The sequence below is a fragment of the Flavobacterium zhairuonense genome (assembly GCF_004352915.1).
Taxonomy (GTDB): Bacteria; Bacteroidota; Bacteroidia; order Flavobacteriales; family Flavobacteriaceae; genus Flavobacterium; species Flavobacterium zhairuonense.
The window spans coordinates 373248-399133 of sequence record NZ_SJSY01000073.1 but is presented as its reverse complement, the minus strand read 5'-3'; the positions used below and the strand labels follow the sequence as shown (position 1 = coordinate 399133).

Below are 25886 nucleotides of genomic sequence, written 5' to 3'. Positions count from 1 at the left end.
CTCCTTTTCTTTTATACTTTTATCAGTAGTAGACTTTGTTTTAATTCTGGTTTCTCGATTACAAAACTTAACAACCATTCTTGTAATTGTTCCATTTCGTAAGGTAACAGTGTTTTGATAGCTTTTTCTAGCTCTTTGCAGAAAAGTACCGGATCGAAACTTACTCTCTCAAGTATTGATTTCGTGTAATCAAACATCATTTTTGACATAATAAAATAAGATTTTTGGGGTTATCTAATTTTTTAAACTCGCACCAAATTTAAACAAATAACCTTTATAACGACTCTTTTTAACTATTTTTTTTAAAAACTTTAGCAACGAATACGTTTTCTTAAAACATATACTTCAATCTAGAACAATTCTAAACAACTAGCTTAAACGTTTTTAAAAGCGCGAAACATTTCTCGTTTTCCTGGAGGACCAGCCAATTTTTCGACAGTAAACCCAACCGAAATCATATTTCTTTTAACAACTCCGCGGGCTGCGTACGTAACTAAAACGCCTTTTGGCTTTAAACTATTGTACATTTTTTGAAAAATTTCCTCGCTCCATAACTCAGGCTGCACCCGATATCCGAAGGCATCAAAGTAAATCAAATCAAAAGTTTCAAAATCGTCGATTTCATCAAAAAATTGTTTCCTTTTGGTTAACGAGAACGTGCGGCTAAGTTCGCTTTTCTCGTTCCATTCACTTTTATGCATTTTCTCAAAAATGTTGTCAAATTCCAATGCTTCTAATTCGGCAACATAATTCATCGCTAAAACCTCCTCAGCATTTACCGGATACGCCTCTACTCCAACATAATCAATAGTCTGTCGTTTTCTTTCTGATTCCAAAAAAGTAATAAAAGCATTCAAACCAGTTCCAAAACCAATTTCTAAAATCGTTACTGGATTATTTTCAAATAAGGAAAGTCCATTTTTAATAAAAACATGTTTGGCCTCCTGTATTGCACCATGTTTTGAATGATAACTTTCGTTCCATTCTTCCAAATGAATTGTCGTTGAGCCATCTAGCGTTTTAATTATTTCTCTTTTCACGATTTTCGAATTTTATAATGGTCTTTTACTGATTTTCAGTCTGTTTTAATCCTCAAATTTAATCAAATCTAATGCGTAAAGCCTTAAAAAACCGCAGTTTTTTCATAAATTCTTTATAAAACTTACTTAAAATTTTAGGTTTATTATAAGATAAATAAATCTCAGTCAAACACAGGAATTAATGCGGTTTTACCAAGGAAATTACATATTTTTCCGTAATTTTGCATTCAACAAAAAACTATTCTTCAGCAGATCACTACGTTATAAATTCATCTGTTAAGAATTCAATTCGATAAAACTTTACATAATTATGAGTACAACTCAAACAAGCAAAATTGAAATCAGAAAAGCTACTTCTTCTAAGATAAGCTCTGTAGACTTTGAAAACTTAAGCTTTGGTGCTGTATTTACAGACCATTTATTTGAATGTGATTACAAAAATGGACAATGGCAGACTCCGGTCATTAAGCCTTATGCGCCAATTTTAATGGATCCTTCATCAAAAGTCTTTCATTATGGTCAAGCTATTTTTGAAGGAATGAAAGCTTACAAAGATGAAAATAATGATGTTTGGTTGTTCAGACCTGATGAAAACTACAAACGTTTCAACAATTCTGCAGTTCGTATGGCAATGCCAGAAGTTCCAGAAGATATTTTCATGGAAGGTTTAAATGAATTATTGAAAATCGACCAAGAATGGATTCAGAGAGGAAACGGAGCAAGTATGTACATCCGTCCTTTTATGATTGCTACAGGGCCTGGAGTTATCGCAAATCCTTCTGACGAATATAAATTCATGATTTTACTTTCTCCTGCAAAAGCATATTACGGAGGTGAAGTAAAAGTGATCATTGCTGAACATTACAGTAGAGCTGCAAATGGTGGTATCGGAGCTGCAAAAGCTGCCGGAAACTATGCCGCTCAATTCTACCCAACTAACTTGGCAAACAAAGATGGTTTCCAACAAGTTATTTGGACTGATGATGCAACCCACACAAAATTAGAAGAAGCGGGAACAATGAACGTTTTCTTCAGAATTAACGATACACTATTGACAGCTCCAACAAGCGAAAGAATTTTAGATGGTGTAACTAGAAAAAGTTTGATCGCAATGGCTGAAAAAGAAGGTCTTAATGTAGAAGTTCGTCCTGTTATTGTTTCTGAATTAGTTGAAGCTGCTAAAAACGGATCTTTAAAAGAAATTTTTGGAGCTGGAACAGCTGCAGTAATCAGCGTTATCAAAGGATTCTCTTATAAAGATGAATATTATGAAATGGCTCCTATTGAGAATTCATATGCTTCTTTCTTGAAAGAAAAATTAACGAGTCTTCAAAACAAACTTTCTGAAGACACTTATGGATGGACAGTTAAAGTACAATAATCCAAAACCGCAATAAAAAGAAACCCGATAGATTTAAAATTTATCGGGTTTTTAATTTTTATAGCAGTTGCCTAAATTTAAACACATAGAAACATAGATACAATATACCTCAAGAATATTAAAAAAGAAACAAGTTTCTAACGTTCTGACGCTTGGCGAGGTTGGGAGATAAAGATGCGAGATTTTTCCAATATGCACAAATTTCCCAAGTACAAAACTATCTTTAAATTCAGCATAAAACCCCAATCGTGCCAAATGGCTGTTAGTGGCAGGTTTTTAATATTCATATTCTATATGGACTTTTGTATTGCTTTTCGAATCTTTTCCATAAACGTTAAGATTACATTTCCAATGTGAATTTGGACCAAGCCACTCTTCAAGTTCAAACTTTTTGTCGTTATCAACTACAAATACACGATTGTTTTCCAATAAAATTTTTCCAGTTTTTTTATTCAAGTTGTTAATTAAAATATCTCCAGATTCAGAATCGTAATAAACATCTTGCAAATCTCCATAACGATCTTCAATATCCATTAAACGCAAACCTTGACAAACCATAAAGCCAAGTATAAAAACTACTGTTAAAATTCTAATTAATAATTTAGTTACTTTATTCATAATACCTGAGTAAACTTGCCGCTAACATATAGCTATGTGCATTAACACAAGTGAAACGCCCTCTTTTTAAGCGCATCAAAAACTATGATTCTATGTGTTTAAATATTTGAGCTAAAGATTTTATTTTATAATAACTTCGAAAAATCTGGCTTGAAGTAATTCGGGCCTTTCATTACTTTTCCGTCCTCACGATAGATAGGCTGACCGTCTTCGCCAAGTTTACTCATATTACTGCGCTGAATCTCATCAAAAACCGCTTCAATTTTATCCTGAAGTCCGTGCTCGATAATAGTCCCACACAAAATGTACATCATATCACCAAGTGCATCGGCAATTTCGACAATATCATTATTTTGAACTGCTTCAAGATATTCTTCGTTTTCTTCTTTCATCAAATTATAACGAAGCAACTTTTTTGTTGCTCCCAAATCAGCAATTGGTGACTGACTGTGACCTATTTTAAAAGCAGTGTGAAATTCAGTTACTGCATCCAGTTGTTTCTTCATGTTTTTAATTGATTAAATGAATTGGCAAATTAGCAACAATTCGTATACAATTCTCTAAATTTGCCAAAAATAATTTTAACTATGTTTAGTCAAGGACAAATAATATTCGGAGTCTGCTTTTTTATTGCTTTTGTAATCGTTATGATATTTGCATATCGAAAAGATCTGGCGCTTCATAAAATATTCTACAAAGGAAATTACAAAGTTTTGCTTGTATTTTTACTTTTCATTGCTCTTTTATTTGTGATCAAAATCTTTTTCAAAAGATAAGTATCGAATCCAGTTTTTTGCTTTCTTAAAATAAATTTCAAAAATTATAATTAAACGCTTTCAAAAACGTTTAATTTGAATATTTTTTTGATCAAAATAATTTATAAAGTGTACTTTTATCGCAATGCTATTTTTAGTGTGACTAGTAATAAAAATTTATAACTTTACGACACCAAACAATCTACCCAAATGAAGATTCTAAAATATTTATTTCTTTTATCATTATTAAGCTTAGTTGCTCTTACTGTTTTTGTTGCTACTCAAAAAGGTATTTTTTCTGTAGAAAGAAGCAAAGTGATCAATTCACCAAAAGCCACAGTTTATAACTACATCAATGATTTTAGAAATTATGAAGATTTTGAATCTTGGGCGGTTGAAGATCCTTCATTAAATTTCACTTTCCCAAACAAAACGGCCGGAAATGGAGCTTCATTTTACTGGACAGGATCAGAAGGTGCTGGAAATGCAATTACCCTAAAAACAAAAGACGGCGAAAGCATTCAACAAAAAATGAAATATGACGGCACAGAAGCTGATGTGAATTGGACTTTCAAAGATACTTTGGCAGGAAAAACAAAAGTTACTTGGAAAGCAAAAGGAACAATGAGCTTTTTGTTTAAAATATACACCGCATTAAATGGAGGTTCAGATAAAGTTATTGGAACCATTTACGAAAAGAGTTTAGCAAATATTGACAAAAATCTTGATTACGAAACTAAAACATACAATATAAAAGTTGACGGTGTGGTTCAAAAAACAGAAACACCATATATCAAACAAACTTTTACAAGTGAAATTGCCAAAGTAACCAAAAATGCAAGAATTGTAATTCCGAAGCTTATTCGCTTTAGCGAAACTAATGCTTTACAAGCTACTGGAAAACCTTTTATTATTTATCATACTTATGACACTACAACTGGATTGGCAAAAATTTCGATTTGTTTGCCAATAAATAAAGAAATTTCAATCAGTTCTGGAAGCGATATTTTATCCGGCAAATTAAACGGATTTGAAGCTGTAAAAACAACTTTGACTGGTGATTATTCGCATACAGCTGAAGCTATCGGCAAAAGCACGGCATACATCAACAATCAAAAAATCGTACCAGATTTAAGCTGGTCACATTTGGAAGTATTGACTGTAAGCAAATTAGACACCAAAAGCCCATCTAAATTACTTACTGAAATTTATTTCCCAACAAAACCAAAAGTTGTTCCTGTGACAGCTCCAGTTTCTGACCCATATAATACTCAAACAGATCCATCGGCAGCAAATACGACAACTACAGATCCTGCAGTTGCAAGCCCAGCAACAACAGCGCCTGTTGTGAAAAAACCAGCAAAACCAAAACCTGCAGCGCCAAAACCTACTACACCTACAACGACACCAGAAGAAGATGAGTTCTAAAACAAAGGACATTAAACCTTTAGCTTAAAATTCATTCTAATAGGATAAATGAAGAAGTTTGACAGACGAGAAGGAATTTATACAACAATTATTAAATCCGAAAACGCAAAACGTAGCGTTTCAAAAACTCTTGTCTGATTATCAAAAACCACTGTATTCTCATATCCGAAACATTGTTTTGGATCATGATGATACAGATGATGTTTTACAGAATACTTTTGTAAAAGTTTTTCAACATCTAAAAAATTTTAAAGGCGAAAGCAAGCTTTTTTCATGGATGTATCGCATTGCAACTAATGAAGCTTTGACATTTTTAAATCAAAAAGCAAAATTAAGTGGCCTGACATCTGAAGCTTTACAAACAAAAACTATCGAAAATCTAAAATCGGATGTTTATTTCGATGGAGATGAAATTCAAATCAAGCTCCAAAAAGCCATTGTCACTTTACCCGAAAAACAACAATTGGTTTTTAAAATGAAATATTTTGAAGAATTAAAGTATGAAGAAATTGCTGAAATTTTAGGAACTTCGGTGGGCGCTTTGAAAGCATCTTATCATCATGCGGTAAAAAAAATTGAATTATATGTTACATCAAATTAAACCTTTTGTAAAAAAAACTATCTTATAGACATTATGAAAGCATTTAAATTAGAAAACGAACCGAAAATCAAATCTGGATTTAAAACTCCAGAACACTATTTTGATGATTTATCGGCAAAAGTTTTACAGCAGATTAACGAAAAAGAAGTTGAAGTAAAAGTAATACCGTTTTACAAACGTAAAAACGTGATTTCAATTGCAGCGGCCGCGGTAATTGTTTTCGCACTAATGATTCCTATTATCAATAATTATAATGACACTTCTAAAGAACTTGACGAAGCTACTTTAGAAACCTATTTATCCTATCAATCGAATTTGAATCAATATGATCTGATTCAGAATCTAGATACGAAAGACATTCAAAAACTAAATAAAAATGTTGCTATTGAAGATGAAACTCTTGAAGATATTCTAGCATCAAATCCTAACATCGAACACTTAATTTCTGAATAAAAACAAAACTTAAAAGATGAAGATCAAAAATATACTACCGATAATTTTGTTCATGATAAGCTTTTCATTTTACGCCCAAGGAGGAAAAATGGATGAAAAACGCGAAAAGATTAAAGCTTATAAAGTTTCTTTTTTAACAACCGAGTTAGAACTGACTCCTTCAGAAGCTGAAAAATTCTGGCCCATTTACAACGCTTACGATGACAAGCAATTTGAATTGAGACATCAAAAAATGAAAGCGTACATGGAACGCTTGAATGATGACAATATCAATTCAATTTCAGAAAAAGAAGCAGCAATCGTGCTTGCGCAAATGGAAAGCACTGACAAAGAATTATATCTTTTGCGCGAGAAATACAATTCAAACTTAAAAAAGATACTTTCAGCAAAAAAAATATTGAAGCTCAAAAAATCTGAAGACGATTTTAATCGAAAATTATTAAAACAATATCGAGATAAAGCCGCAAAAGATTAAATACAATACAACAGCGACAAGCCCCCTAAATAATAATGCTTACTTTATTACTTAGGGGGCTTGTTATTTTTAAAGAGTTTTGATTCTTATATAAAAGTAATTCGGATTAACTTATTGTAACCAGCTGCAATTGCTGTATTCTTATTGACAAATCGAATGGTAAAAAGCTTAGAATCATCTGAAAGTTGTTTCCAAGTCGCACCACCATCCTGTGAATATTGAATGCCAGAAGCGCCTACACAAACAAGTTCTCTTGCATTACTTCCTGGAACATACTGCACACATGAAGCATATCCAAAACCTTGATTCTGACCAATCAATTCCCAAGTTTTTCCGCCGTCTTTAGTACAAATCTTATTGTCTGAGTTTTTTTCAGGAAACTCATAGTCACCTCCTGCCGCAAATCCGTGTTTTGCATCATAGAAATCGGCAGTAAAAATTCCAGTCATCTCTTTACCTTGAATAATTGGAGTATCTACCACTTTCCAAGTTTTTGCTTTATCTGGAGAATAAAAAACACGCGATTTTTTTCCGCCAGAAACCAGCCATGTATCGTTTCCTTTAATTATGATATTTGTATTGCTTGCCGCAAAAGCAGCTTCGCCTTGTGTATTAGTTGGCAACTTGTCAGAAAGCAGTTTTGTCCAAGTTTCACCTCCATCACGAGTAACAATCATTGAAAAAGTATCTTCTGTCGGATCTCCAATCGCGATTCCTTCTTTTTCATTCCAGAATTGCATACTGTCGTAAAATACTTTTGAGTTAACTTCTTTGTAAACTAATTTTACTTTTCTAGTCTTTTTGTCAATTTGATACAATAACGCAGGATTGGCAACACTTAATAAAAAAACACTTTTTGAATTTTGTGCAATGCTTCTAAATTCTAAATTAAGTGTATCGCGATAAATATGATCTTCAAATTTTTCTCTTTTATCTAAATCAAAACAGCCAAAACGCGAATTATCGGCACCGTACCATATTTTATTATTATCAATTGTAATGGCTCGAATACTAATTTTATCCTGAAATAAAACTTCGGTCTGCATTGAAACAAAGCCTCCTGCAACTGGTGCTTTATCATTATTTTTCAATGCTTTAAAGGATACCAATAAAACAAATAAGCTAAAAAATAATATTAATTTTCTCATGTAGGTTAAGATTTAGTTGTTGCTAAAATACAATTATTTATAACATATAAAATAGCTTTTGTTTTTTTTGATCACAATCTTTTTAACAGCCTATTTAACAAAAGCAAAATCAAAAACAAAACCACAAAGCACAACACACTAACAAACAACCACTTAAGAAAAACAAAGTAAGGAATTATTTTTTTGGCACAGTAATTGGATATTTGCTAACAACTAATTTTTTAATATTATTTGCCATGAAAGCGCACCTACTTATACTAGCATTTTTAACGATCGGACTTAGTTCTTGTTCTGCACAAAACCAAGCGACTGTTTATGCAAAAAATTCAGACATCAGCGACAACTTAGATTTAAGAGCAGTTGCTTCGATGTTTGGGGAATCAGCAAATCTTCAAGATTTTGAAAGAAGATTAAATGACCCAAAATATCAAATATCAAATCTTGACTTAAATGGCGACGATCAGGTTGATTATTTACGTGTAATCGAATCTGTAGAAAACAGAACTCACGTTGTAATTATTCAAGCTGTTTTAGACCGCGATGTTTATCAAGACGTTGCAACAATTGACGTAGAAAGAGACAATTACAACAAAGTTAGCGTTCAGGTAGTTGGAAACAGTTATTTGTATGGCGCAAACTACATTTATGAGCCTGTTTACAATGTTGTTCCAGTAATCTATAGTTCATTTTGGGTTACAAACTACAGACCTTATTGCTCAACATGGTATTGGGGTTACTATCCAACATATTATACAGCATGGAGACCTTATCCTGTTTACAGATATAGAAACAACGTAAACATTTGCATTAACGCAAACTACAGCTACAACTATGTAAATTACAGAAGAAGCTATGTTGCGCCTACAATTTATGCATCAAGACGTACTTATGGCTACGAAAGAATGAGACCTAATTATAGTTTTGCTGAAAGACACAGTAATGTGAACAACAGATATGAATTGGATCAAAGAAGAGTGACTAGCAGACCTTACACTGCATCTCAAAACAGCAACAATCCAGTAAGATCTAGTGCCGGAAGACCTCAATATGGAGAAAATAGAGTATCTAACAGAAGTTATGGTTATGGTTCTGATAGAAATACAGACAGAAATTACAACAACTCAAGTCGTCCTACAATGAGTAATAGAGAAAATACTGCTCCTGTTGCGACTCCGTCAAGATCAGATTACAGCAGAAATAATTCAGACAACAGAAACTATACTGATAGAACCGCTTCACAAAACAATGATGCACCTAGAAGTTATTCTGAAAACAGAAGAAGCCCTATGAATAATTCAAACAGCGACAGACCTGTTTCTGTACAAAGAAGCGAGCCTTCAAGAAATTATTCTGAAAACAGAGGAAACTCTGAGAACAGATCTTACAGTTCAAGACCGCAAAACACACAACGCGCTGAAGCACCAAGAATGAGCCAAGAATCAAGAGGCGGACAGCCACAAAGAGAAAGTGGATCACGCGGAGGTGGTGGCAGAAGAGGCTAATATCAAAATCACATTTCTAAATAAAAAAACAGAGCACAATTTACCGATTGTGCTTTTTTTTATCTTTTTATTTATAATTGCTGCTAATTTGTTTTAAAACAGTAAATTTGCAACCGTCTTTTATAAAAATAACATGAGCGCAGCGCATAAAAACTTACACAGTAAGTTGTCTATTGGTGGTCTATTGATCACATTAGGAATCATTTATGGAGATATTGGTACTTCTCCGTTGTATGTAATGAAAGCCATTCTTGGTGAATATGCTATTAATTCGGATATTGTTTTAGGAGGTATTTCCTGTGTCTTTTGGACTTTAACGCTGCAAACTACAATAAAGTATGTACTTATAACTTTAAGTGCTGACAATCATGGTGAAGGTGGAATTTTTGCACTTTATGCTTTAGTTAAAAAAACAAAAATCCAATGGCTCATTGTGCCCGCCATTATTGGAGGTAGTGCCTTGCTTGCCGACGGAATCATTACACCGCCCATTTCAATTTCATCAGCCGTTGAAGGAATCAGGGCCTTCTACCCTACAATGGAAACCCAAACCATTATCTATATTGTAATAACGATCTTAGTTATTTTGTTTACCATTCAGCAATTTGGAACAAAATTGGTTGGTAAATTTTTCGCACCAATGATGTTGATCTGGTTTGCAATGCTTGGAACTTTGGGAGCAATTCAAATTTTTTATCATCCAGAAGTAATCAAAGCGATAAATCCTTATTACGCTTATCATTTATTATCAATTCATCCTGACGGTTTTTTTGTTCTAGGTTTCGTATTCCTTTGTACAACAGGAGCTGAGGCTTTGTACTCAGATATGGGACACTGCGGAAGAAAAAACATCAGAATAAGCTGGATTTTTGTTAAAGCAACATTAGTATTAAACTATTTTGGTCAAGCGGCATATTTAATTCATCATGAAGGAAGCACGTTGCAACAATTAGGTGGTGAAAATGGAAACCCATTTTACTTGATCATGCCTCATTGGTTTCTTCCATTCGGAATTGTGGTAGCAACTTTAGCGGCGGTAATTGCATCTCAAGCGCTTATCAGTGGTTCGTTTACCTTGATCAATGAAGCAATGCGTTTGAATTTCTGGCCAAAAGTAAAAATAAAATATCCAACTGAAGTTAAAGGACAATTGTACATTCCGTCAATCAACTGGTTATTGCTTTTTGGTTGTATTGGAATTGTATTACACTTTGAAAAATCAGGAAATATGGAGCACGCCTATGGTCTTGCCATTATTCTATGCATGATCATGACTACAATTTTGCTGAATTATTACTTAATCATGAAACGTGTAAAACTGTATTTTATGGTTCCATTGATCACGATTTATCTATTGATTGAATTCAGCTTCTTATTTGCCAATATCACCAAATTTGCAGAAGGCGGTTATGTTACTTTAATCATTGCGATGCTTTTGATTTCAATTATGACGATTTGGTATTTGGCTAAGAAAATCAATAAAAACTATACTAAAGTGATCAAAATCGACGACTACAAAAAAGTATTAGTTGAACTGAGCAGAGATTTATCTATTCCAAAATACGCAACGCATTTGGTTTACATGACAAATGCTAATCGTACAGATGAGTTGGAGGAAAAAGTAATTTATTCGATTTTGCAAAAACGTCCAAAAAGAGCTGACATTTATTGGTTCGTACACGTAAATGTACTTTCTGAACCTTATAAAACAGAATACAAAGTAACTGAAATCGCTAAAGACGACATTTACAGAATTGACTTTAATTTAGGATTTAGAGAGCCAACAAAAATCAATTTAATGTTTAGGGAAGTTATTCGCGACATGGTAAAACGTGGCGAAGTGGATATTACCAGCCGTTATGAATCTCTTAATAAAAACAATATTATTGGAGACTTCAAATTTGTATTGTCTGAGAAATTCCTATCAAACGACAATGATTTAAGATGGCACGAAAATATTATCATGAACTCTTATTTCTTCATCAAAAAACTGAGTTTGTCTGAAGAAAGAGCATTTGGATTAGACAGCAGTTCGGTTAAAATTGAGAAATTCCCGATGGTGCTTCATGCTCCAGAAAACATTGGTTTGACCCGAATTATAAAAAACTAACTGTTTATAAAATATTTCAAAAAAAAAAAAAAAAAAACACTCTTTTAAAACTTTATCAGAGTGTTTTTTTCTTTTCAAATGAAAGTCAAATGCACAATCTGAATTAAAAATTTAACTTTCAATCAATTAATAGTACCTTTGCAATTCAAATTATAGAAATGAGATTACACAGAAATTTAGTTTATACTACCATCGATTCTTTAAATGCTATTTTCAACGAAGGGGAATATGCAGATAAAGTGGTAGCTAGAGCATTAAAAAAAGACAAACGTTGGGGAAGTTCTGACAGGAAGTTTGTTGCTGAAACCATATACGAAATTGTTCGCTGGAAACGTCTGTATGCAGAAATTGCCGAAGTAAAAGAACCTTACGACAGAGAGAACTTATGGAGAATGTTTGCAGTTTGGGCAGTTTTAAGAGGCTATCCAATTCCAGATTGGAGACAATTAGAAGGAACTCCTGAAAGAAAAATAAAAGGCCGTTTTGATGAACTTTCAAAAGTCAGAGCTTTAAAAGAATCTATTCCGGATTGGATGGATGAATTGGGCGTGAAAGAATTAGGCGAAAAAGTTTGGGCAAAAGAAATTGCAGCTCAAAACCAACCGGCTAAAGTTATTTTAAGAACCAATACTCTTAAAGGAACTAAAGAAAGTTTAAGAAACACACTGATGGATTTAAATATCGAAACCGAGTATTTAAAAGATCAGCCAGAAGCTTTAGTTTTAAAAGAAAGAGCAAATGTATTCTTGACAGATGCTTTTAAGGAAGGCTTATTTGAAGTTCAAGATGCCAACTCGCAACTAGTTGCCGGTTTCTTAGATGTGCAGCCAGGAATGCGTGTGGTTGACACATGCGCTGGAGCAGGTGGAAAAACATTGCACATGGCTTCGTTAATGAACAATAAAGGCCAATTGATTGCAATGGATTTGTATGAAAGCAAATTGAAGCAATTAAAATTGAGAGCTAAAAGAAATGGCGCTTTTAATATTGAATACCGAATTATCGACAGCACGAAAGTGATCAAAAAATTGCATGAAAAAGCAGATCGTGTTTTGATCGATGCTCCTTGTAGCGGATTAGGTGTTTTGAAAAGAAACCCTGATTCAAAATGGAAATTGCAACCTGAATTTATCGATAATATTCGTAAAGTGCAGAGCGAAGTTTTAGAAAGTTATTCTAAAATTGTAAAACCGGGCGGAAAATTAGTTTATGCAACTTGTTCTGTTTTGCCTTCTGAAAATCAAGAGCAGGTTGAGAAATTCCTGAAAACTGAAATCGGACAACAATTCAAATTTATTGAAGACAGAAAAATGTTGGCTTCAGAATCTGGTTTTGATGGATTCTATATGGCACTTTTAGAACGTAAAAAATAAAAGAATTAAATCCTAATACTGACAAATCCCAAATTCCAATTTTGAAATGGAATTTGGGATTTGTCATTTAAACTGTTTGTATAATCCCTACGGGATATTTTATATTGTTTATATATGTTTTTCTACCAATATTTTACTCCTAACGGAGTATCTCGTAGAGATTTAATATTGAAAGAAAAATAATCGGCAAGACATATTTGTCCCGTAGGGACTACACAATTAAACGCAAAAAAATCCCAAATTTCAATCGTAGTTATTGAAATTTGGGATTTTTTATATTGGAATTTTTACGATTGTAAAGATGGTTTTCTCAGCAATTTTCCGTTTTCATTTTCTTTAAATTTCGGAACAAAAACAATTTCTTTTGGCTTCTCGAATTTTCCTAAAACATCAAAAAAATCTGGAGTAAATTCTTGTTTTTCACCTTCGATTACCAAAATCAGCTTTTCTCCCAAAATAGAATCGGGAACTCCAGTTACAAAAAATCGATTTGGAATTTTCCCAATTAATTTCGCTTCAATCTGTTCAGGAATCAGCTTCACTCCTCCACTATTGATCACATTATCGATTCTTCCTAAGAAAACAAATTTTTGGTCATTTATCAATTCAACCAAATCATTAGTAACAATTGGCTCATCAGAAATAGATGAAACATAAATCACAAGACAACCGCGATCATCTTTTTCAATTTTTACATTTGGCAAAATTGAAAAAGCACTTTCTCCAACCTTTTTGGCCGCAATGTGCGTAATGGTTTCCGTCATTCCATACGTCTCATATATTTCGCCATTTAGTTTTAACAATTCTGCTTCAAGAGCCGAATCGATTTTGGCACCACCAATAATTAGCTTTTTAACATTTTTCAGTTTATCAATAGAATTTTGAACCTGCAGCGGAACCATTGCGACAAAATCATATTTTTCTGAATTAAAAGCCAAAGGCTCTGTGCTTGGTGCTTTCACATCGATATCAAGACCTAAAATCAGACTTCTCACAAGCATCATTTTTCCAGCAATAAATTGCGTTGGCAAACACAGCAAAGCTCGATCACCTGGCTCCAAACCAAAAAAATCACCCGTTGCCAAAGCCGATTGAATCATTGCCTGCTTTTCTAATCTGACTAATTTAGGAAGTCCAGTAGTTCCCGAAGTAGTCATTTCGATATAATCTTTATTATCAAACCAGTCTAAAAGAAATTCACCTATTGCTCGCTCATAAATATCACCTTCTTTTATAAAGCTGTATCCAACACGGCATAAATCTTTTGCATTTAAATGATATCCGTTGATTTTAAAATAATTATGTACATTCTTATGTGTTAACTGTGTCATGATTATAAAATTAAAAGATTCTTAAATATTTATGTTACCAGTCAATTTTTCTTTCCAATTTGTCCATTTATATTTTTTGCTGAAAATAAGCAACAGTATCGGATAAACAATTACCACAGGCAGTATCACATCAAGTCCTGCCGAAGGTTCAGACATATCTTTGAAAATGGAATGCGTCTGAAAAACCGTCCAATCTGATGTTACTAGCAAAGCTCCAGTCAAATTATTTGCAGCATGAAAACCAAGAGCCAATTCTATTCCTTCATCCATCAGCGTAATAATACCTAAAAACAAACCCGTCCCGATGTAATAAAACATAATAATGTAACCCATTTTTGCTACCTCAGGATTAAAAATATGCATCGATCCAAAAATTAGAGAAGTCATCATTAAAGGAAACCATCTATTTTTGGCCAAATTGGCAAAACCTTGCATCAAATAACCTCTGAAAACATATTCCTCTGTACTGGTTTGTATTGGAATAAGCAATGTTGCAATTACAATCAAAATCAAAAAAGGAACCAATTTAAAATTCCATATAAAATTTTCAGGATCCTTCAAATAAACTACCCAAAAACTCAAACTTGAAAAAATGGCCCAGACAATAAATGAAAACAAAATACGATTCCAATCTACTTTTTTTCTTGACGTTGTGACCGACAAAAGTGTCTGCTTGTGCAGGTATTTTACAACAAAATAAACCCCTGCAAACGCAAAAACAAAAGAAATCATAACCAAAAACAAAGTCAAGTTTGGTTCAAATACTTTCAAAACTGCATCTTCTTGTGTTGGAATTTCTGTTTTATTTTTAAAACTAGAATAAAGAACTGCCACAGAAAGCGGAATTTGACCAACAAACGAAGCGGCTATGATAATAACTGACCCGATCAGATACAGATAAAATTTATTATAAGGTTTAATTCCTTGTTCTAAAAACATGTAATATAATTTTAAAATGAGAATTCAGTTTAATAAGTAAGTAGTACTTTTGGCACTGCGAAAATACCTATTTTTTGCGTTAACTATCTTACAATATTTAAATATAACAAAATGATACAAATTTACCATAATCCTCGTTGCGGAAAATCAAGAAGCTGTTTGGCTTTTATCGATCAGTCAAAACAAGAGTTTGAAATTATCCCATATTTGACTGAGACACCAAACTCTGATGAGTTAAAAGAATTGCTAAAAAAACTAAGCTTGGAACCTATTCAATTAGTACGTGTTAAAGAAAAAATTTGGATTGAAAATTATAAAGGAAAAAATCTGAGCAACGATGAAATCATCCAAGCAATGGTAGAAAATCCAATTTTGATAGAACGCCCAATTGTCGTTAAAGACGGCAAAGCCATCATTGGGAGAGATCTAGATTTAGTAGCCAACTTTTTAGACTAATTACAAATTAGTCAAATTAACATTTTTTTGTGATTTCCGCTTTAAACCTGGAGCCATATTTGGTGTCTAAAGAGCAAATGAAACCAAAAATAACAATGAAAAAAATCAAATTTGCTGTATTGCTTGTTCTTTTTTTTGCAAGTTTTTACAACTATGCACAACAGGCACCTCCTGGTAAAAACAAGGTAAAAGTTACTGGAAAAGTTTTCGAAAAAGTTAGCAAACAACCACTTGAATACGCTACAATCTCGCTTATGGCACCAAACGACACAAAAGTTGTTGCTGGCGGAATCACCAACCCAAAAGGTGAATTCGAAGTAGCTGTAGCACCTGGAACTTATGATATCAAAGTAGAATTCATTTCGTTTAAATCAACTGAAATCAAAGGAAAAAACATTTCTGGTGATACTAATTTAGGCGTTGTAAATTTATCAGAAGATGCAGCACAATTGAATGAAGTTGTGGTTCGTGCAGAAAAATCGACTGTAGAAATAAAACTAGATAAAAAAGTTTACAGTGTTGGTCAAGATATGATGGTAAAAGGAGGAACTGTAAGCGACGTTCTTGACAATGTCCCATCTGTTTCTGTTGATACTGAAGGTAATGTAAGCTTGAGAGGAAGCGATAATATTAGAATTTTGATTGATGGAAGACCTTCAAACGCTATTAATATTGCCGAAGCTTTACGCCAACTTCCTGCTGATGCAATTGACAAAGTAGAAGTTATCACCAATCCATCTGCTCGTTATGATGCTGAAGGTGGATCTGGATTAATCAATATCATCCTTAAAAAAGGAAAAAATCAAGGTTTCAACGGAACTTTTATCGCTTCAACAGGCATTCCTGAAACTTACGGATTAAGCGGTAATTTGAACTATAAAACTGAAAAATTAAACTACTTTACAACTTTAGGATACAATCACAGAACAAATGAAGGTGCTGGTTTGACTAACACTGAATATTTAAACGCTGATGGAACTCCTAAAGGTTTCCTTGATGAAGATCGTGATACAAAAAGAGAATCTGACGGTTTTAATGGAAGAGCGGGAATCGAATGGACTGTAGCACCAAACACGTATTGGACAAATGCTATTAACTATCAAAAAAATTCAGGTGATACCAGAGATTTAATCAATTATTACAATTACGATGCTGCTCACGCTTTCACCGGAACTTCTTTCCGTTTAAATGATGGTAATACAGGAAGTCAAAATGTGGAATATACTTCGAATTTGATCAAAAACTTCAACGATAAAGGTCACAAACTTACTGCCGATCTATCAATTTCAAAAAATGATGACGACAGCAACAGTACCATTACTGCTTCTCCAAATTACAACACTACATTAAACAATCAGGTTCAAAAACAAGTATTGTTTCAAGCAGATTACGTTTTGCCATTAGGAAAAGGAAGTCAGTTTGAGGCTGGTTATAAAGGAAGCTTTGGTGATTTGAATAACGAATATTTTGTAACTGATGAAAATGGCGCTAAAGATCCAAATCTGTCAAATACGTTAGAATACAAAGAAAACATTAATGCACTTTACACACAATATGGTTTCAAAGTAAATAAATTCTCTTACTTATTTGGACTTCGTTGGGAGGATACAAATATTCACGTAAACTTATTAGAGACGAATGACTTCAATACTAAAAAATACAACAACTTATTCCCAAGCGCATTTATTAGTTATGAACTTTCAGATCAAAGCAGTTTTTCAGCTAGTTACAGCAAGCGTTTGACAAGACCTAGAGGACGTTTCATGAATCCAGCGGTAAACTATTCAAGTAATATCAATATTTTTCAAGGAAATCCTGATCTAGATCCGTCATTAACTGATAAATATGATATCGGATATATCAAACGTTGGGACAAATTAACGTTCAATACTTCTGCTTATTTTGAAGACACAAAAGATGTTTTCAGTTTCGTTCGTACTCCAAATGGAAATGTAGTAAACGGTATTCCAGTTATCTTAAACCGTCCGATCAACCTTGGAAAAGAGCAAAAATTTGGTTTTGAATTCACATTAAACTATACACCATTTAAAATCTGGAGAATCAACAGTAACTTCAACTTTTACAACGTAAAAACAACTGGAGAAAACACTTATGTTGATTTCAACGGCAATACAGTAGTACAAAACCTTGATAATCAAGCCAACACTTGGTTTGCAAGAATCAATTCAAAACTGACTTTACCATACAAAATTGACTGGCAATTAAGTGCTAACTACAATGGTTCACAAAAAACAGCTCAAGGGAAAAACTTAGATATGTTTGGAATGAACACAGCATTCAGCAAAGATGTTTTAAAAGACAAAGCAACTATTGCATTCAACATCAGTGATATTTTCAATTCAAGAATCATGAGATCATATACGTATCTTCAAAATTCTACAACACTTGAAAGCCAGACAGCTTATAGTGAAATGCAGTTCCGTAAACGTCAATTCAATTTATCGTTTACATACCGTTTCAACAAACCTAAAGGCGAAAGAGACAAAAATCAAGCTCCAAGAGAAGGAGACGGCGGAGGAGAATTCCCTGGATAACACATAGTTAAATCCCAATCCCGAAGCCTCGGGATAAAAATCCAAATTCCAAGTTTAAAAACTGGAATTTGGATTTTTTTTTGAATCTGAATAATTTTCGTTCATAATTAAATCCGACAGGTTTTTTTAAACCTGTCGGGTTTATACGTTCAGCAGGAATTTGGAATTGGAATTTAGTCCCGAAACCTCGGGATGAATTTGGGATTTCCTTTTTTTGGGAACAAAAAAAAAAGGACTCACAATAGTGGTCCTTTTTTATGAAATCAATTTATAATTAAATTGATTGTTCTTCTTGTCTTCTTTTAGCTCTCTTTTCTTTGAACATTTCCCAGCTAGCACCCGTAACCCAGTAAGATACGAAACCAACCAAGAAAAACATTAACCAAAACCCTATAGTTAGTATGGTTAAGAAAAGCAAAAAGCCTAAGTACTGTGAAAATTCAAACATGTTTTCCGGAATTTTTGAATGTTACGACAAATGTAGGTTATAAATTCGTCCTTGGCAATAAAATCTAAATCAATTTTCGTTAAATAACATTTATATGTATATTTATACTCATTTTAAATAAGGATATTTTTCCGAATAATATTCAACTTTCTAAATAAGAAGAATATGAGTTTTTTAAGGAGCTGTTTCCCGCTATCCGTTACAATCTTTTTTGTTTTTAAAGAAAAAACATAAAAGGATTTTCACTACTATCGGGGCTAGGGCACTCAATTTCAAAAGAAATTTCAAACATCAAAAATAAAATCCGTTTAAATCAGCGTCTTTACAGAGCAAATCAGCGTCATCCGCGTTCCTTTTAATCGTATAAATTATAATCAAAACGTAACAACTCACATTTCACAAATAACATTTTATATATAATATAATGAAATACAGAATAGAAAAAGACACCATGGGCGAAGTTCAAGTCCCAGCCGATAAATATTGGGGTGCGCAAACAGAACGTTCACGTAACAATTTTAAAATAGGAAACGCAGCCTCTATGCCAAAAGAAATCATTGAAGGTTTTGCCTATCTAAAAAAAGCAGCAGCTTATGCCAATTACGACTTAGGCGTTTTGCCAATTGAAAAAAGAGATGCTATTGCCACAGTTTGCGACGAAATTCTAGAAGGAAAATTAGACGATCAATTTCCGCTGGTAATTTGGCAAACGGGTTCTGGAACGCAAAGCAATATGAACGTCAACGAAGTAATTGCAAACCGTGCTCAAGTTTTGAAAGGTTTCGAAATTGGTGAAGGTGAGCAATTTATAAAAGCAAATGATGATGTAAACAAATCGCAATCATCAAACGACACCTTCCCTACTGGAATGCATATTGCGGCTTACAAAATGGTTGTAGAAACCACTATTCCGGGAGTTGAAAAACTGCACGCTACTTTAGTAAAAAAAGCAACCGAATTTAAAGACGTCGTTAAAATTGGCCGTACACACTTAATGGATGCAACACCTTTGACACTCGGACAAGAAATCTCGGGTTATGCAGCTCAATTAGCCTTCGGATTAAAAGCTTTAAAAAACACTTTAACCCATTTATCTGAAATTGCTTTAGGAGGAACCGCTGTCGGAACTGGATTAAATACCCCAAAAGGCTACGACATAAAAGTAGCCGAATATATAGCAAAATTCACCAATCATCCTTTTGTAACAGCAGAAAACAAATTTGAAGCTTTGGCTGCGCATGACGCAATCGTAGAAACGCACGGAGCATTAAAACAATTAGCTGTTTCATTAAATAAAATAGCGAATGATGTGAGAATGCTGGCTTCTGGACCGCGCTCCGGAATTGGCGAAATTCATATTCCTGAAAACGAACCAGGATCATCAATAATGCCAGGAAAAGTAAATCCAACGCAATGTGAGGCTTTAACAATGGTTTGCGCTCAAGTTATTGGAAATGATATGGCAATTGCTGTTGGCGGCATACAAGGACATTATGAACTGAATGTTTTCAAACCCGTTATGGCTGCAAACTTTTTACAATCAGCTAGATTGTTAGGCGATGCTTGCGTTTCATTTGACGAACATTGTGCACAAGGAATTGAGCCAAATTATAAACGCATCAAAGAATTAGTCGATAATTCATTAATGTTGGTTACAGCTTTAAATACAAAAATCGGGTATTATAAGGCAGCTGAAATCGCTCAAACAGCTCATAAAAACGGAACAACTCTTAAAGACGAAGCTGTTCGTTTAGGTTATGTTTCTGCAGAAGATTTTGATGCTTGGGTAAAGCCGGAGGATATGGTTTAAACTTAATTGTTAATTATGAATTGTTAATGATTAATTAATCTGTAACGCCATACAAAAAGAGCTTTCTAAATTATTAGAAAGCTCTTTTAAATTTATAATTAACAATTTATAATTAACCATTAATAATTATTTCCCATCAACGTAATCCTGCAAATAACTGAATCTTTCGGTCAGTTTTCCATTTTCAGTGATTTTGGCGCGTTTTAGGATTCCGTCTTTATCACCGTTGAAGAAAGCCGGAATTACGTGTTCCATGAATTGTTCACCAAAACCTTCGCTCGCATCTTTCGGGATTTCGCAAGGCAAATTATCAACAGCCATTACTGCAACTGCAGCTGGATGAAAAAAATCTACTTCTCTATCTTCCAAAGGAAAATAACCATATAAAGGTTCTGCAATTGTTGATGAACGAACGGTACAAGCAATTGGGCCATTCACATCGCATGAAATATCTGCAACGACTTTCAATTTACAGTCGCTTGCGTTCAGCATTTCTTTCGTTAAAATCATTGGCGCAGTATTGGCATGAAAATGTCCCGCAAAATAAATATCAGATACTTTAGTAAATCTTTCAAAATCTGATTCATACTCTTCTGGATGAGTAACAAAATCTACAAAATCCAAAACTTGCCCGTCTTTTCTTTTGTTGTATTCTAAAACATCCAATTGCACATAAACGGCTTGTGCATATTTCTTAGTCAAATAATTATCAATCGTAATTTCTTTCACTTTTATAGCGTCCAAAATTTCTTTTGCCCCGCTCCCAACCTTTCCAGTTCCGGTAACTACAAATTTCAGAGCTGGCATTGTAATGCGTTTTAAATGCTTTATCAAATCCTCTTTTCCTGAAAGCGTTTCAGCTTTTGGAAGCTTGAACAATTCAAATTTTATTCCGAAAGCTCGAATTCCATTGTAAACACCAACCATTCCTGCATATTTTCCGAAACCAATCAAACGATGGTCATGCTCATTTACAATGGTTTCATGATCATACAAATCTATTTTCTTTTCTAAAATCGCTTGAAGTAGTTTTCGATTATGAGGCTGTTTTTTTATGGTATGCGAAAAAAAGAAATAGGCTTTGTTTGGAATTAAATTCTCAACAGGAACCTCTTTTACCCCAAATAAGACATCACAATCAGAAACATCATCCGTTACGGTTATTCCCATACTTTTATATTGAAGATCCGAAAAAATCCTTATATCTGAAGCCTCTACTTCCACTACAGCATCATGATACTGCTGTTTCAATTTTGCTAATGCATCTGGAGCAAATACTACACGGCGATCTGGTGGGTTTTTTCTTTCTTTTATAATTCCAAATTTCATTTAAATAAGTTTAAAGCATTTAATAATATAACTTTTTACATCGTATTTGTTTCAAATATAACAAATTTAGTTAAAGTTTTGTTCAAAAATTACAATTTAGAATATTTAATTACCGTTGAACGCTGAATAACAATCGACTAACTATTTTTTTAGTTAAAATTATGTTAACATAGCCATTTGAAGTCACTAAAATATCAAAAACATAAATATTGAATTCTATATATTTGTTTTTAAAGAATGATGAAAATGAGTTTCCTTAAAATGACAAAGATACCACAAATACTTTTTCTAATTTTAGTTTTAAGTTCATGTGGCAATGATAAAAAGACTAGCGTTGATCCGGCTTCAGTAGTTGAAGATACCATGCCGAAGATGAAGCCGTTAGGCCCAGAAAAAAGACTTTCACAAGCATATATAAATTCCGTAAAAGGCAGAATTAATCACTTTTATAATAAAAATTGGCCAAATAACAGTATGAATGGAAGTTTCTTGGTAGCAAGAAACGGGCAAATTATTTTTGAAAGATACAATGGCTACGCCAACAAAAACGAAGGCACAAAAATCACTGCCGAAACTCCTGTACAAATTGCTTCTGTGAGCAAAGTTTTGACAGCAACAGCGGTTTTAAAATTAGTTAATGCTGGAAAACTTAATTTGGACCAAAAAGTCAATACGATTCTAAAAACCTTTCCATACGAAGATTGTACAGTTCGAATGCTTTTGAGCCATCGTACCGGAATGCGTAATTATGCTTATTTCACCGATCACGATAAATCGGTTTGGGACCGACATAATCAATTGACTAATAAAGACATTCTTGATATTTTGGCAACAAAAGATATTGGTCTTGAAGCAAAAACCGGAACTCGTTTTGGATATTGCAACACCAATTATGCAATGTTGGCGCTTATTATCGAAAAAATCACAGGTTTAAAATATAAAGAAGCAATGGCTGAAATGATTTTCAAACCACTTGGAATGACACATACGTATGTTTTTGATGATGATAAAGACAGAAAAACAATTGTTCCTTCATATAAAGGAAATGGAGCCGAAATTGGTTTCGATTATCTAGATAATGTTTACGGAGACAAAAATGTTTTTTCAACTGTACGCGATCTTTTGAAATTTGACCGTGCAAGACAATCTCCAGATTTCTTAAAACCAGCTTTGTTAAAACAAGTTTATACGGGTTACAGCAACGAACGCAAAGGAACTAAAAACTACGGTCTTGGAATCAGAATGATTAACTGGGAAACGGGGCAGAATTTTTATTTCCATAATGGTTGGTGGCACGGAAATACCTCATCTTACATTACTTTGATGAAAGAAAATGTGACCATAATTGCGTTGTCAAACAAAATGACTAGAAATACTTATGCGGTTCGCAAACTAGCTCCAATTTTTGGCGATTATCCATTTAATTTTAAAGACGAAGAGTAAGATAGTCTTAAAGTCAAAAGTCGAAAGTCGTAAAGTCTTTTAACAGTTGACAATATTGACTTTGTCTTTTTTAAACATACTAATTGCGGGAAAATAAAAAAACGCAAAAGAAAAAACCTGTGACTTTAAAAACGTCACAGTTTTCAACTTTCGACTTTCGACTTTCGACTTTATGACTTTATGACTTTCGACTTTATGACTTTATGACTTTTTTTAAAATTTTTAGTAGAAAGTAATTTCAAATAGTATAAATTTGCAAACTTATTTTTTGGGGTCGACTGGTTTTGACAGCAAGTCGAATTGAACAGTAAGCACGTCGAGCATTGAGACCTTGCTCGTAAATATAAGATCTCGAACTTTTACACGGCGAAAATAATTACGCTTTAGCTGCTTAATCCGAATCATAGTAAGATTGCGCCACGTCTCTACAAGGTAGGGAAGCTGGATTCTCCTGGAAAGCCTTGGTTTGTGGCGTTCCGTTCAGGGGAACCGTAAAAATAAACCTAGATATCCATGAGCTTCGGGTGGGTTTCGAAAATTAAGAAGATAAGTGTTCGGTGGCTGTTTCTGGCCTAGCTTGACATCGAAAATCCAATCAGGAAATAAGCGTGTAGAAAGCTCTTTAGTTGCTTGTTTGGACCCGGGTTCGATTCCCGGCGACTCCACAAAAAGGGAAGATATTTAATATATCTTCCCTTTTTCATTTAATTCCCGATATCAATCAAAAGAAGGTCAGCAGATAACCTATATAGGCAAGCATTAAAATTTAGTTTTTAACTGGAATTCAATTACTAAGTTATTACATCCAGACTTGCCAAAAGTTTCAATTCCATCTCGTAATAAACAAAATCAGTAAAAAACCTCCTACAAATAGGGGAAATACACCCTTGTTCTAATTGTTCCAGACTTTTAATTTAGCAGTACTATTCATGGCCAGAATTTAATTCGGAGTAAGTCGAAAATCCAAGAAAGAGTAGACGTAATTTTATTACTAATAAAATGGAAACTTTAGAAGAACAATTCAAAAACATGCATCTTCTTGACCGAGATGAGCGCTTGAGATTACTCAGTAAAATAGACATAATTCGCCCGGAAATCCTGAAGCCTTTTTTTCCCGGACGATGGCTTTGGAAACGCTGTAATCTAAAAGTTTTAGTTGTAACAGATGGTTTGGATTTTGGTACAGGAGCATTTGGATTATCTGAATTCTTAACCACTTTTAATGAACTGCAAAGAACTACCTGGTATAATTACCAAATAACACTTGGTCAAAAAAGACCTACCCCCTTCTCGAATCCAAATACATTGGTTGTAGCGACTATTCCAAATTTTAATTTTGCTTCAAGTGTAACGCTTGCTAATTTTGACCAAGTGTGGTTGTTTGGTATCGATTCAGGATCAGGTTTACCAACTGATGAATTAGCCGCAATTGAAACTTATATGAATAATGGTGGCGGATTATTTGCCACAGGTGATCATGGGACTTTAGGTTCAGCTTTGTGCAGTAATATCCCAAGAGTAAAAGACATGAGACATTGGGCTGATTTCGGCGCAAATGAAGTGGGCATGACCCAACCACGCAGAAATGATACAAACCGACCAAAAGCAGGTGATGCAACTTCTTTGTATTTTGATAACCAATCAGACAACATTCCTCAAAATATTTCTGTGAGAATTTTTGGTACAGGCCTGCCACATCCTTTATTATCCATTAAAAAAAGTGTCAGACCATCTGGATTGATTGATATCATGCCAGATCATCCCCATGAAGGTGAATGCAAGCCTGAAACATCATTTACTGTTAATGGGATCACTGTGGCTACTCAAAATATTGCAACATCTCATGTTTTAGGAGGCAGCACTACCGGAGGTGGCGGAAAATCGTTAACTATTCCACATTCTTTTTCTTCAATTGCTGTCTGGGATGGCCGTTTGGCAAAAGTGGGCCGTATTGTAGTCGATTCAACCTGGCATCATTTTGTAAATGTTAATCTAAATGGGTCTGAATCTTATTTCAACGGAGACGACATACCAGGTTTACAATCTGGTTTAACCACAGCTGATTTTAAGGTTATTAGACAATATTATATGAATATTGCGCTTTGGATTACCAAAAACAGAGCATTTTTATGTTTGAGAAGATATATATGGTACTACCTTTTAAAAGATTCACAACTTATAGAAGCAAGTTTGAATTACCCACTTGAAAAAAGAGAAAATATTTCAATTGCAGATTTAAACAGTATTGGAGCTTTGGCAGAAGAAATTCTCTCTGAAAAATATAGTCCGGCATTTGCCAGAGATTTTTTAATTGAAGCTCTTGAACCCATAAATCCAAATCTAGCTTATAAATTGAACATTTGGAAACCTGATAATCTGGAAGAAATTAGAAAAAAAGACGACAAATATTATCAACCTTGGATAAACTTAGATTTTATTTTACATACTGCAATCGGAGGTGGATTTATCGCTTTAAGAGATGATAAAACTATTTCTGATGAAAATGCAAATGAAAAAAATCTAGATAGTATAATCGATGTTTTCAATAAAGGAGCTCAATTTGGTTTTGACAAATCTGTAAAAAATCTCGGGACAAGTATTAACTCTTTGACCAATGAACTAAATATCAGACTTTAAACAATAATCTATTTTTATAAGAAATAAAATTATTAAACATGTTTTTTATATTTA

General features: G+C 33.6%; 22 protein-coding genes and 1 other RNA gene. 15 read left to right on the top strand and 8 right to left on the bottom strand.

The annotated features are described in order from the left end of the window. Positions 1-11: 11 nt before the first annotated feature. Both EYY60_RS22460 and mnmD read right to left on the bottom strand, forming a co-directional pair. On the bottom strand, positions 12-209 hold the full coding sequence (locus EYY60_RS22460) for a hypothetical protein (protein ID WP_026730370.1): 198 nt from the start codon (positions 207-209) through the stop codon (positions 12-14). A gap of 165 nt (positions 210-374) precedes the next feature. Beyond that, on the bottom strand, positions 375-1040 hold the full coding sequence (gene mnmD, locus EYY60_RS13875; RefSeq protein WP_132989909.1) for a tRNA (5-methylaminomethyl-2-thiouridine)(34)-methyltransferase MnmD: 666 nt from the start codon (positions 1038-1040) through the stop codon (positions 375-377). A 310-nt stretch (positions 1041-1350) separates the two neighbouring features. Between mnmD and EYY60_RS13870 the strand changes: the two genes are divergently transcribed. Beyond that, positions 1351-2421, top strand: coding sequence for a branched-chain amino acid aminotransferase (locus tag EYY60_RS13870; protein ID WP_132989908.1), 1071 nt, complete (start codon positions 1351-1353; stop codon positions 2419-2421). A 276-nt stretch (positions 2422-2697) separates the two neighbouring features. On the opposite strand, the gene EYY60_RS13865 is transcribed toward EYY60_RS13870, so the two are convergent. Both EYY60_RS13865 and EYY60_RS13860 read right to left on the bottom strand, forming a co-directional pair. Beyond that, a complete protein-coding gene (locus EYY60_RS13865) occupies positions 2698-3039 on the bottom strand; it encodes a hypothetical protein (RefSeq protein ID WP_132989907.1) in 342 nt (113 codons plus the stop codon). A gap of 125 nt (positions 3040-3164) precedes the next feature. After that, positions 3165-3545 carry a pyrophosphohydrolase domain-containing protein gene (locus tag EYY60_RS13860; protein WP_026730373.1) on the bottom strand — a complete coding sequence of 127 codons (381 nt, stop codon included), beginning with the start codon at positions 3543-3545 and terminating at the stop codon, positions 3165-3167. 81 nt (positions 3546-3626) lie between these two features. Between EYY60_RS13860 and EYY60_RS22455 the strand changes: the two genes are divergently transcribed. From EYY60_RS22455 to EYY60_RS13835, 5 genes are all read left to right on the top strand, one after another. Next, positions 3627-3815 carry a hypothetical protein gene (locus tag EYY60_RS22455; RefSeq protein ID WP_132989906.1) on the top strand — a complete coding sequence of 63 codons (189 nt, stop codon included), beginning with the start codon at positions 3627-3629 and terminating at the stop codon, positions 3813-3815. A gap of 189 nt (positions 3816-4004) precedes the next feature. Then, the gene (locus EYY60_RS13850; protein WP_132989905.1) at positions 4005-5222 is read left to right on the top strand and encodes an SRPBCC family protein; all 1218 of its coding nucleotides are present in this window, start codon (positions 4005-4007) and stop codon (positions 5220-5222) included. A 58-nt stretch (positions 5223-5280) separates the two neighbouring features. Beyond that, the gene (locus EYY60_RS13845) at positions 5281-5823 is read left to right on the top strand and encodes an RNA polymerase sigma factor (RefSeq protein WP_132989904.1); all 543 of its coding nucleotides are present in this window, start codon (positions 5281-5283) and stop codon (positions 5821-5823) included. Positions 5824-5856: 33 nt separating this feature from the next. Further along, a complete protein-coding gene (locus EYY60_RS13840; RefSeq protein ID WP_132989903.1) occupies positions 5857-6276 on the top strand; it encodes a hypothetical protein in 420 nt (139 codons plus the stop codon). A 16-nt stretch (positions 6277-6292) separates the two neighbouring features. Further along, entirely contained in the window at positions 6293-6751 is a 459-nt protein-coding gene (locus EYY60_RS13835) for a sensor of ECF-type sigma factor (RefSeq protein ID WP_132989902.1), read from the top strand. Between the two features lie 86 nt (positions 6752-6837). Here the strand turns inward: EYY60_RS13835 and EYY60_RS13830 are convergent, their stop codons facing one another. Then, positions 6838-7899 (bottom strand): WD40/YVTN/BNR-like repeat-containing protein, encoded by a 1062-nt coding sequence (locus EYY60_RS13830; protein WP_132989901.1) that lies wholly within the window; start codon positions 7897-7899, stop codon positions 6838-6840. Between the two features lie 236 nt (positions 7900-8135). On the opposite strand from EYY60_RS13830, the gene EYY60_RS13825 reads away from it, so the two are divergent. The 3 genes from EYY60_RS13825 to EYY60_RS13815 all read left to right on the top strand — a co-directional run bounded on the left by EYY60_RS13825 (position 8136) and on the right by EYY60_RS13815 (position 12884). After that, positions 8136-9401 carry a hypothetical protein gene (locus EYY60_RS13825; RefSeq protein WP_132989900.1) on the top strand — a complete coding sequence of 422 codons (1266 nt, stop codon included), beginning with the start codon at positions 8136-8138 and terminating at the stop codon, positions 9399-9401. A gap of 133 nt (positions 9402-9534) precedes the next feature. After that, complete coding sequence (locus tag EYY60_RS13820; RefSeq protein ID WP_132989899.1) at positions 9535-11511, top strand: KUP/HAK/KT family potassium transporter; 1977 nt, start codon at positions 9535-9537, stop codon at positions 11509-11511. Between the two features lie 158 nt (positions 11512-11669). Further along, positions 11670-12884, top strand: a complete 1215-nt coding sequence (locus EYY60_RS13815; protein ID WP_132989898.1) for an RsmB/NOP family class I SAM-dependent RNA methyltransferase — start codon at positions 11670-11672, stop codon at positions 12882-12884. 287 nt (positions 12885-13171) lie between these two features. On the opposite strand, the gene EYY60_RS13810 is transcribed toward EYY60_RS13815, so the two are convergent. Together EYY60_RS13810 and EYY60_RS13805 are read right to left on the bottom strand one after the other, a co-directional pair. Then, complete coding sequence (locus tag EYY60_RS13810) at positions 13172-14215, bottom strand: AMP-binding protein (RefSeq protein WP_132989897.1); 1044 nt, start codon at positions 14213-14215, stop codon at positions 13172-13174. Positions 14216-14236: 21 nt separating this feature from the next. After that, positions 14237-15154 carry a CPBP family intramembrane glutamic endopeptidase gene (locus EYY60_RS13805; protein ID WP_132989896.1) on the bottom strand — a complete coding sequence of 306 codons (918 nt, stop codon included), beginning with the start codon at positions 15152-15154 and terminating at the stop codon, positions 14237-14239. Positions 15155-15265: 111 nt separating this feature from the next. Here EYY60_RS13805 and arsC point away from each other — a divergent pair, with 111 nt between their 5' ends. From arsC to fumC, 3 genes are all read left to right on the top strand, one after another. Continuing rightward, on the top strand, positions 15266-15610 hold the full coding sequence (gene arsC, locus EYY60_RS13800; protein ID WP_132989895.1) for an arsenate reductase (glutaredoxin): 345 nt from the start codon (positions 15266-15268) through the stop codon (positions 15608-15610). A gap of 95 nt (positions 15611-15705) precedes the next feature. Further along, positions 15706-18165: an outer membrane beta-barrel family protein gene (locus EYY60_RS13795; RefSeq protein WP_132989894.1), complete on the top strand. Its 2460-nt coding sequence runs from the start codon at positions 15706-15708 to the stop codon at positions 18163-18165. An 872-nt stretch (positions 18166-19037) separates the two neighbouring features. Next, positions 19038-20423 carry a class II fumarate hydratase gene (gene fumC / locus EYY60_RS13785; protein ID WP_132989893.1) on the top strand — a complete coding sequence of 462 codons (1386 nt, stop codon included), beginning with the start codon at positions 19038-19040 and terminating at the stop codon, positions 20421-20423. 126 nt (positions 20424-20549) lie between these two features. On the opposite strand, the gene EYY60_RS13780 is transcribed toward fumC, so the two are convergent. Next, the gene (locus EYY60_RS13780; RefSeq protein WP_132989892.1) at positions 20550-21752 is read right to left on the bottom strand and encodes an NAD(P)-dependent oxidoreductase; all 1203 of its coding nucleotides are present in this window, start codon (positions 21750-21752) and stop codon (positions 20550-20552) included. A 240-nt stretch (positions 21753-21992) separates the two neighbouring features. Here EYY60_RS13780 and EYY60_RS13775 point away from each other — a divergent pair, with 240 nt between their 5' ends. The 3 genes from EYY60_RS13775 (at position 21993) to EYY60_RS13765 (ending at position 25832) form a co-directional block, all read left to right on the top strand. Further along, the gene (locus EYY60_RS13775) at positions 21993-23195 is read left to right on the top strand and encodes a serine hydrolase domain-containing protein (RefSeq protein ID WP_132990012.1); all 1203 of its coding nucleotides are present in this window, start codon (positions 21993-21995) and stop codon (positions 23193-23195) included. A gap of 270 nt (positions 23196-23465) precedes the next feature. Beyond that, positions 23466-23863, top strand: a transfer-messenger RNA (tmRNA) gene (ssrA, locus tag EYY60_RS13770). A gap of 331 nt (positions 23864-24194) precedes the next feature. Continuing rightward, a complete protein-coding gene (locus tag EYY60_RS13765) occupies positions 24195-25832 on the top strand; it encodes a hypothetical protein (RefSeq protein ID WP_132989891.1) in 1638 nt (545 codons plus the stop codon). The last annotated feature ends 54 nt before the right edge of the window (positions 25833-25886 follow it).

Bases quoted from the DNA above. Each gene is read 5' to 3' on its own strand.
- EYY60_RS13860 (WP_026730373.1), bottom strand. From the start codon at position 3,545: ATGAAGAAACAACTGGATGCAGTAACTGAATTTCACACTGCTTTTAAA.
- EYY60_RS13825 (WP_132989900.1), top strand. From the start codon at position 8,136: ATGAAAGCGCACCTACTTATACTAGCATTTTTAACGATCGGACTTAGT.
- EYY60_RS13765 (WP_132989891.1), top strand. From the start codon at position 24,195: ATGGAAACTTTAGAAGAACAATTCAAAAACATGCATCTTCTTGACCGA.
- EYY60_RS13850 (WP_132989905.1), top strand. From the start codon at position 4,005: ATGAAGATTCTAAAATATTTATTTCTTTTATCATTATTAAGCTTAGTT.
- EYY60_RS13795 (WP_132989894.1), top strand. From the start codon at position 15,706: ATGAAAAAAATCAAATTTGCTGTATTGCTTGTTCTTTTTTTTGCAAGT.
- EYY60_RS13810 (WP_132989897.1), bottom strand. From the start codon at position 14,215: ATGACACAGTTAACACATAAGAATGTACATAATTATTTTAAAATCAAC.
- EYY60_RS13870 (WP_132989908.1), top strand. From the start codon at position 1,351: ATGAGTACAACTCAAACAAGCAAAATTGAAATCAGAAAAGCTACTTCT.
- arsC (WP_132989895.1), top strand. From the start codon at position 15,266: ATGATACAAATTTACCATAATCCTCGTTGCGGAAAATCAAGAAGCTGT.
- EYY60_RS13820 (WP_132989899.1), top strand. From the start codon at position 9,535: ATGAGCGCAGCGCATAAAAACTTACACAGTAAGTTGTCTATTGGTGGT.
- EYY60_RS13840 (WP_132989903.1), top strand. From the start codon at position 5,857: ATGAAAGCATTTAAATTAGAAAACGAACCGAAAATCAAATCTGGATTT.
- EYY60_RS13815 (WP_132989898.1), top strand. From the start codon at position 11,670: ATGAGATTACACAGAAATTTAGTTTATACTACCATCGATTCTTTAAAT.
- EYY60_RS22455 (WP_132989906.1), top strand. From the start codon at position 3,627: ATGTTTAGTCAAGGACAAATAATATTCGGAGTCTGCTTTTTTATTGCT.
- fumC (WP_132989893.1), top strand. From the start codon at position 19,038: ATGAAATACAGAATAGAAAAAGACACCATGGGCGAAGTTCAAGTCCCA.
- EYY60_RS13865 (WP_132989907.1), bottom strand. From the start codon at position 3,039: ATGAATAAAGTAACTAAATTATTAATTAGAATTTTAACAGTAGTTTTT.
- EYY60_RS22460 (WP_026730370.1), bottom strand. From the start codon at position 209: ATGTCAAAAATGATGTTTGATTACACGAAATCAATACTTGAGAGAGTA.
- EYY60_RS13830 (WP_132989901.1), bottom strand. From the start codon at position 7,899: ATGAGAAAATTAATATTATTTTTTAGCTTATTTGTTTTATTGGTATCC.
- EYY60_RS13835 (WP_132989902.1), top strand. From the start codon at position 6,293: ATGAAGATCAAAAATATACTACCGATAATTTTGTTCATGATAAGCTTT.
- EYY60_RS13780 (WP_132989892.1), bottom strand. From the start codon at position 21,752: ATGAAATTTGGAATTATAAAAGAAAGAAAAAACCCACCAGATCGCCGT.
- EYY60_RS13805 (WP_132989896.1), bottom strand. From the start codon at position 15,154: ATGTTTTTAGAACAAGGAATTAAACCTTATAATAAATTTTATCTGTAT.
- EYY60_RS13775 (WP_132990012.1), top strand. From the start codon at position 21,993: ATGAAAATGAGTTTCCTTAAAATGACAAAGATACCACAAATACTTTTT.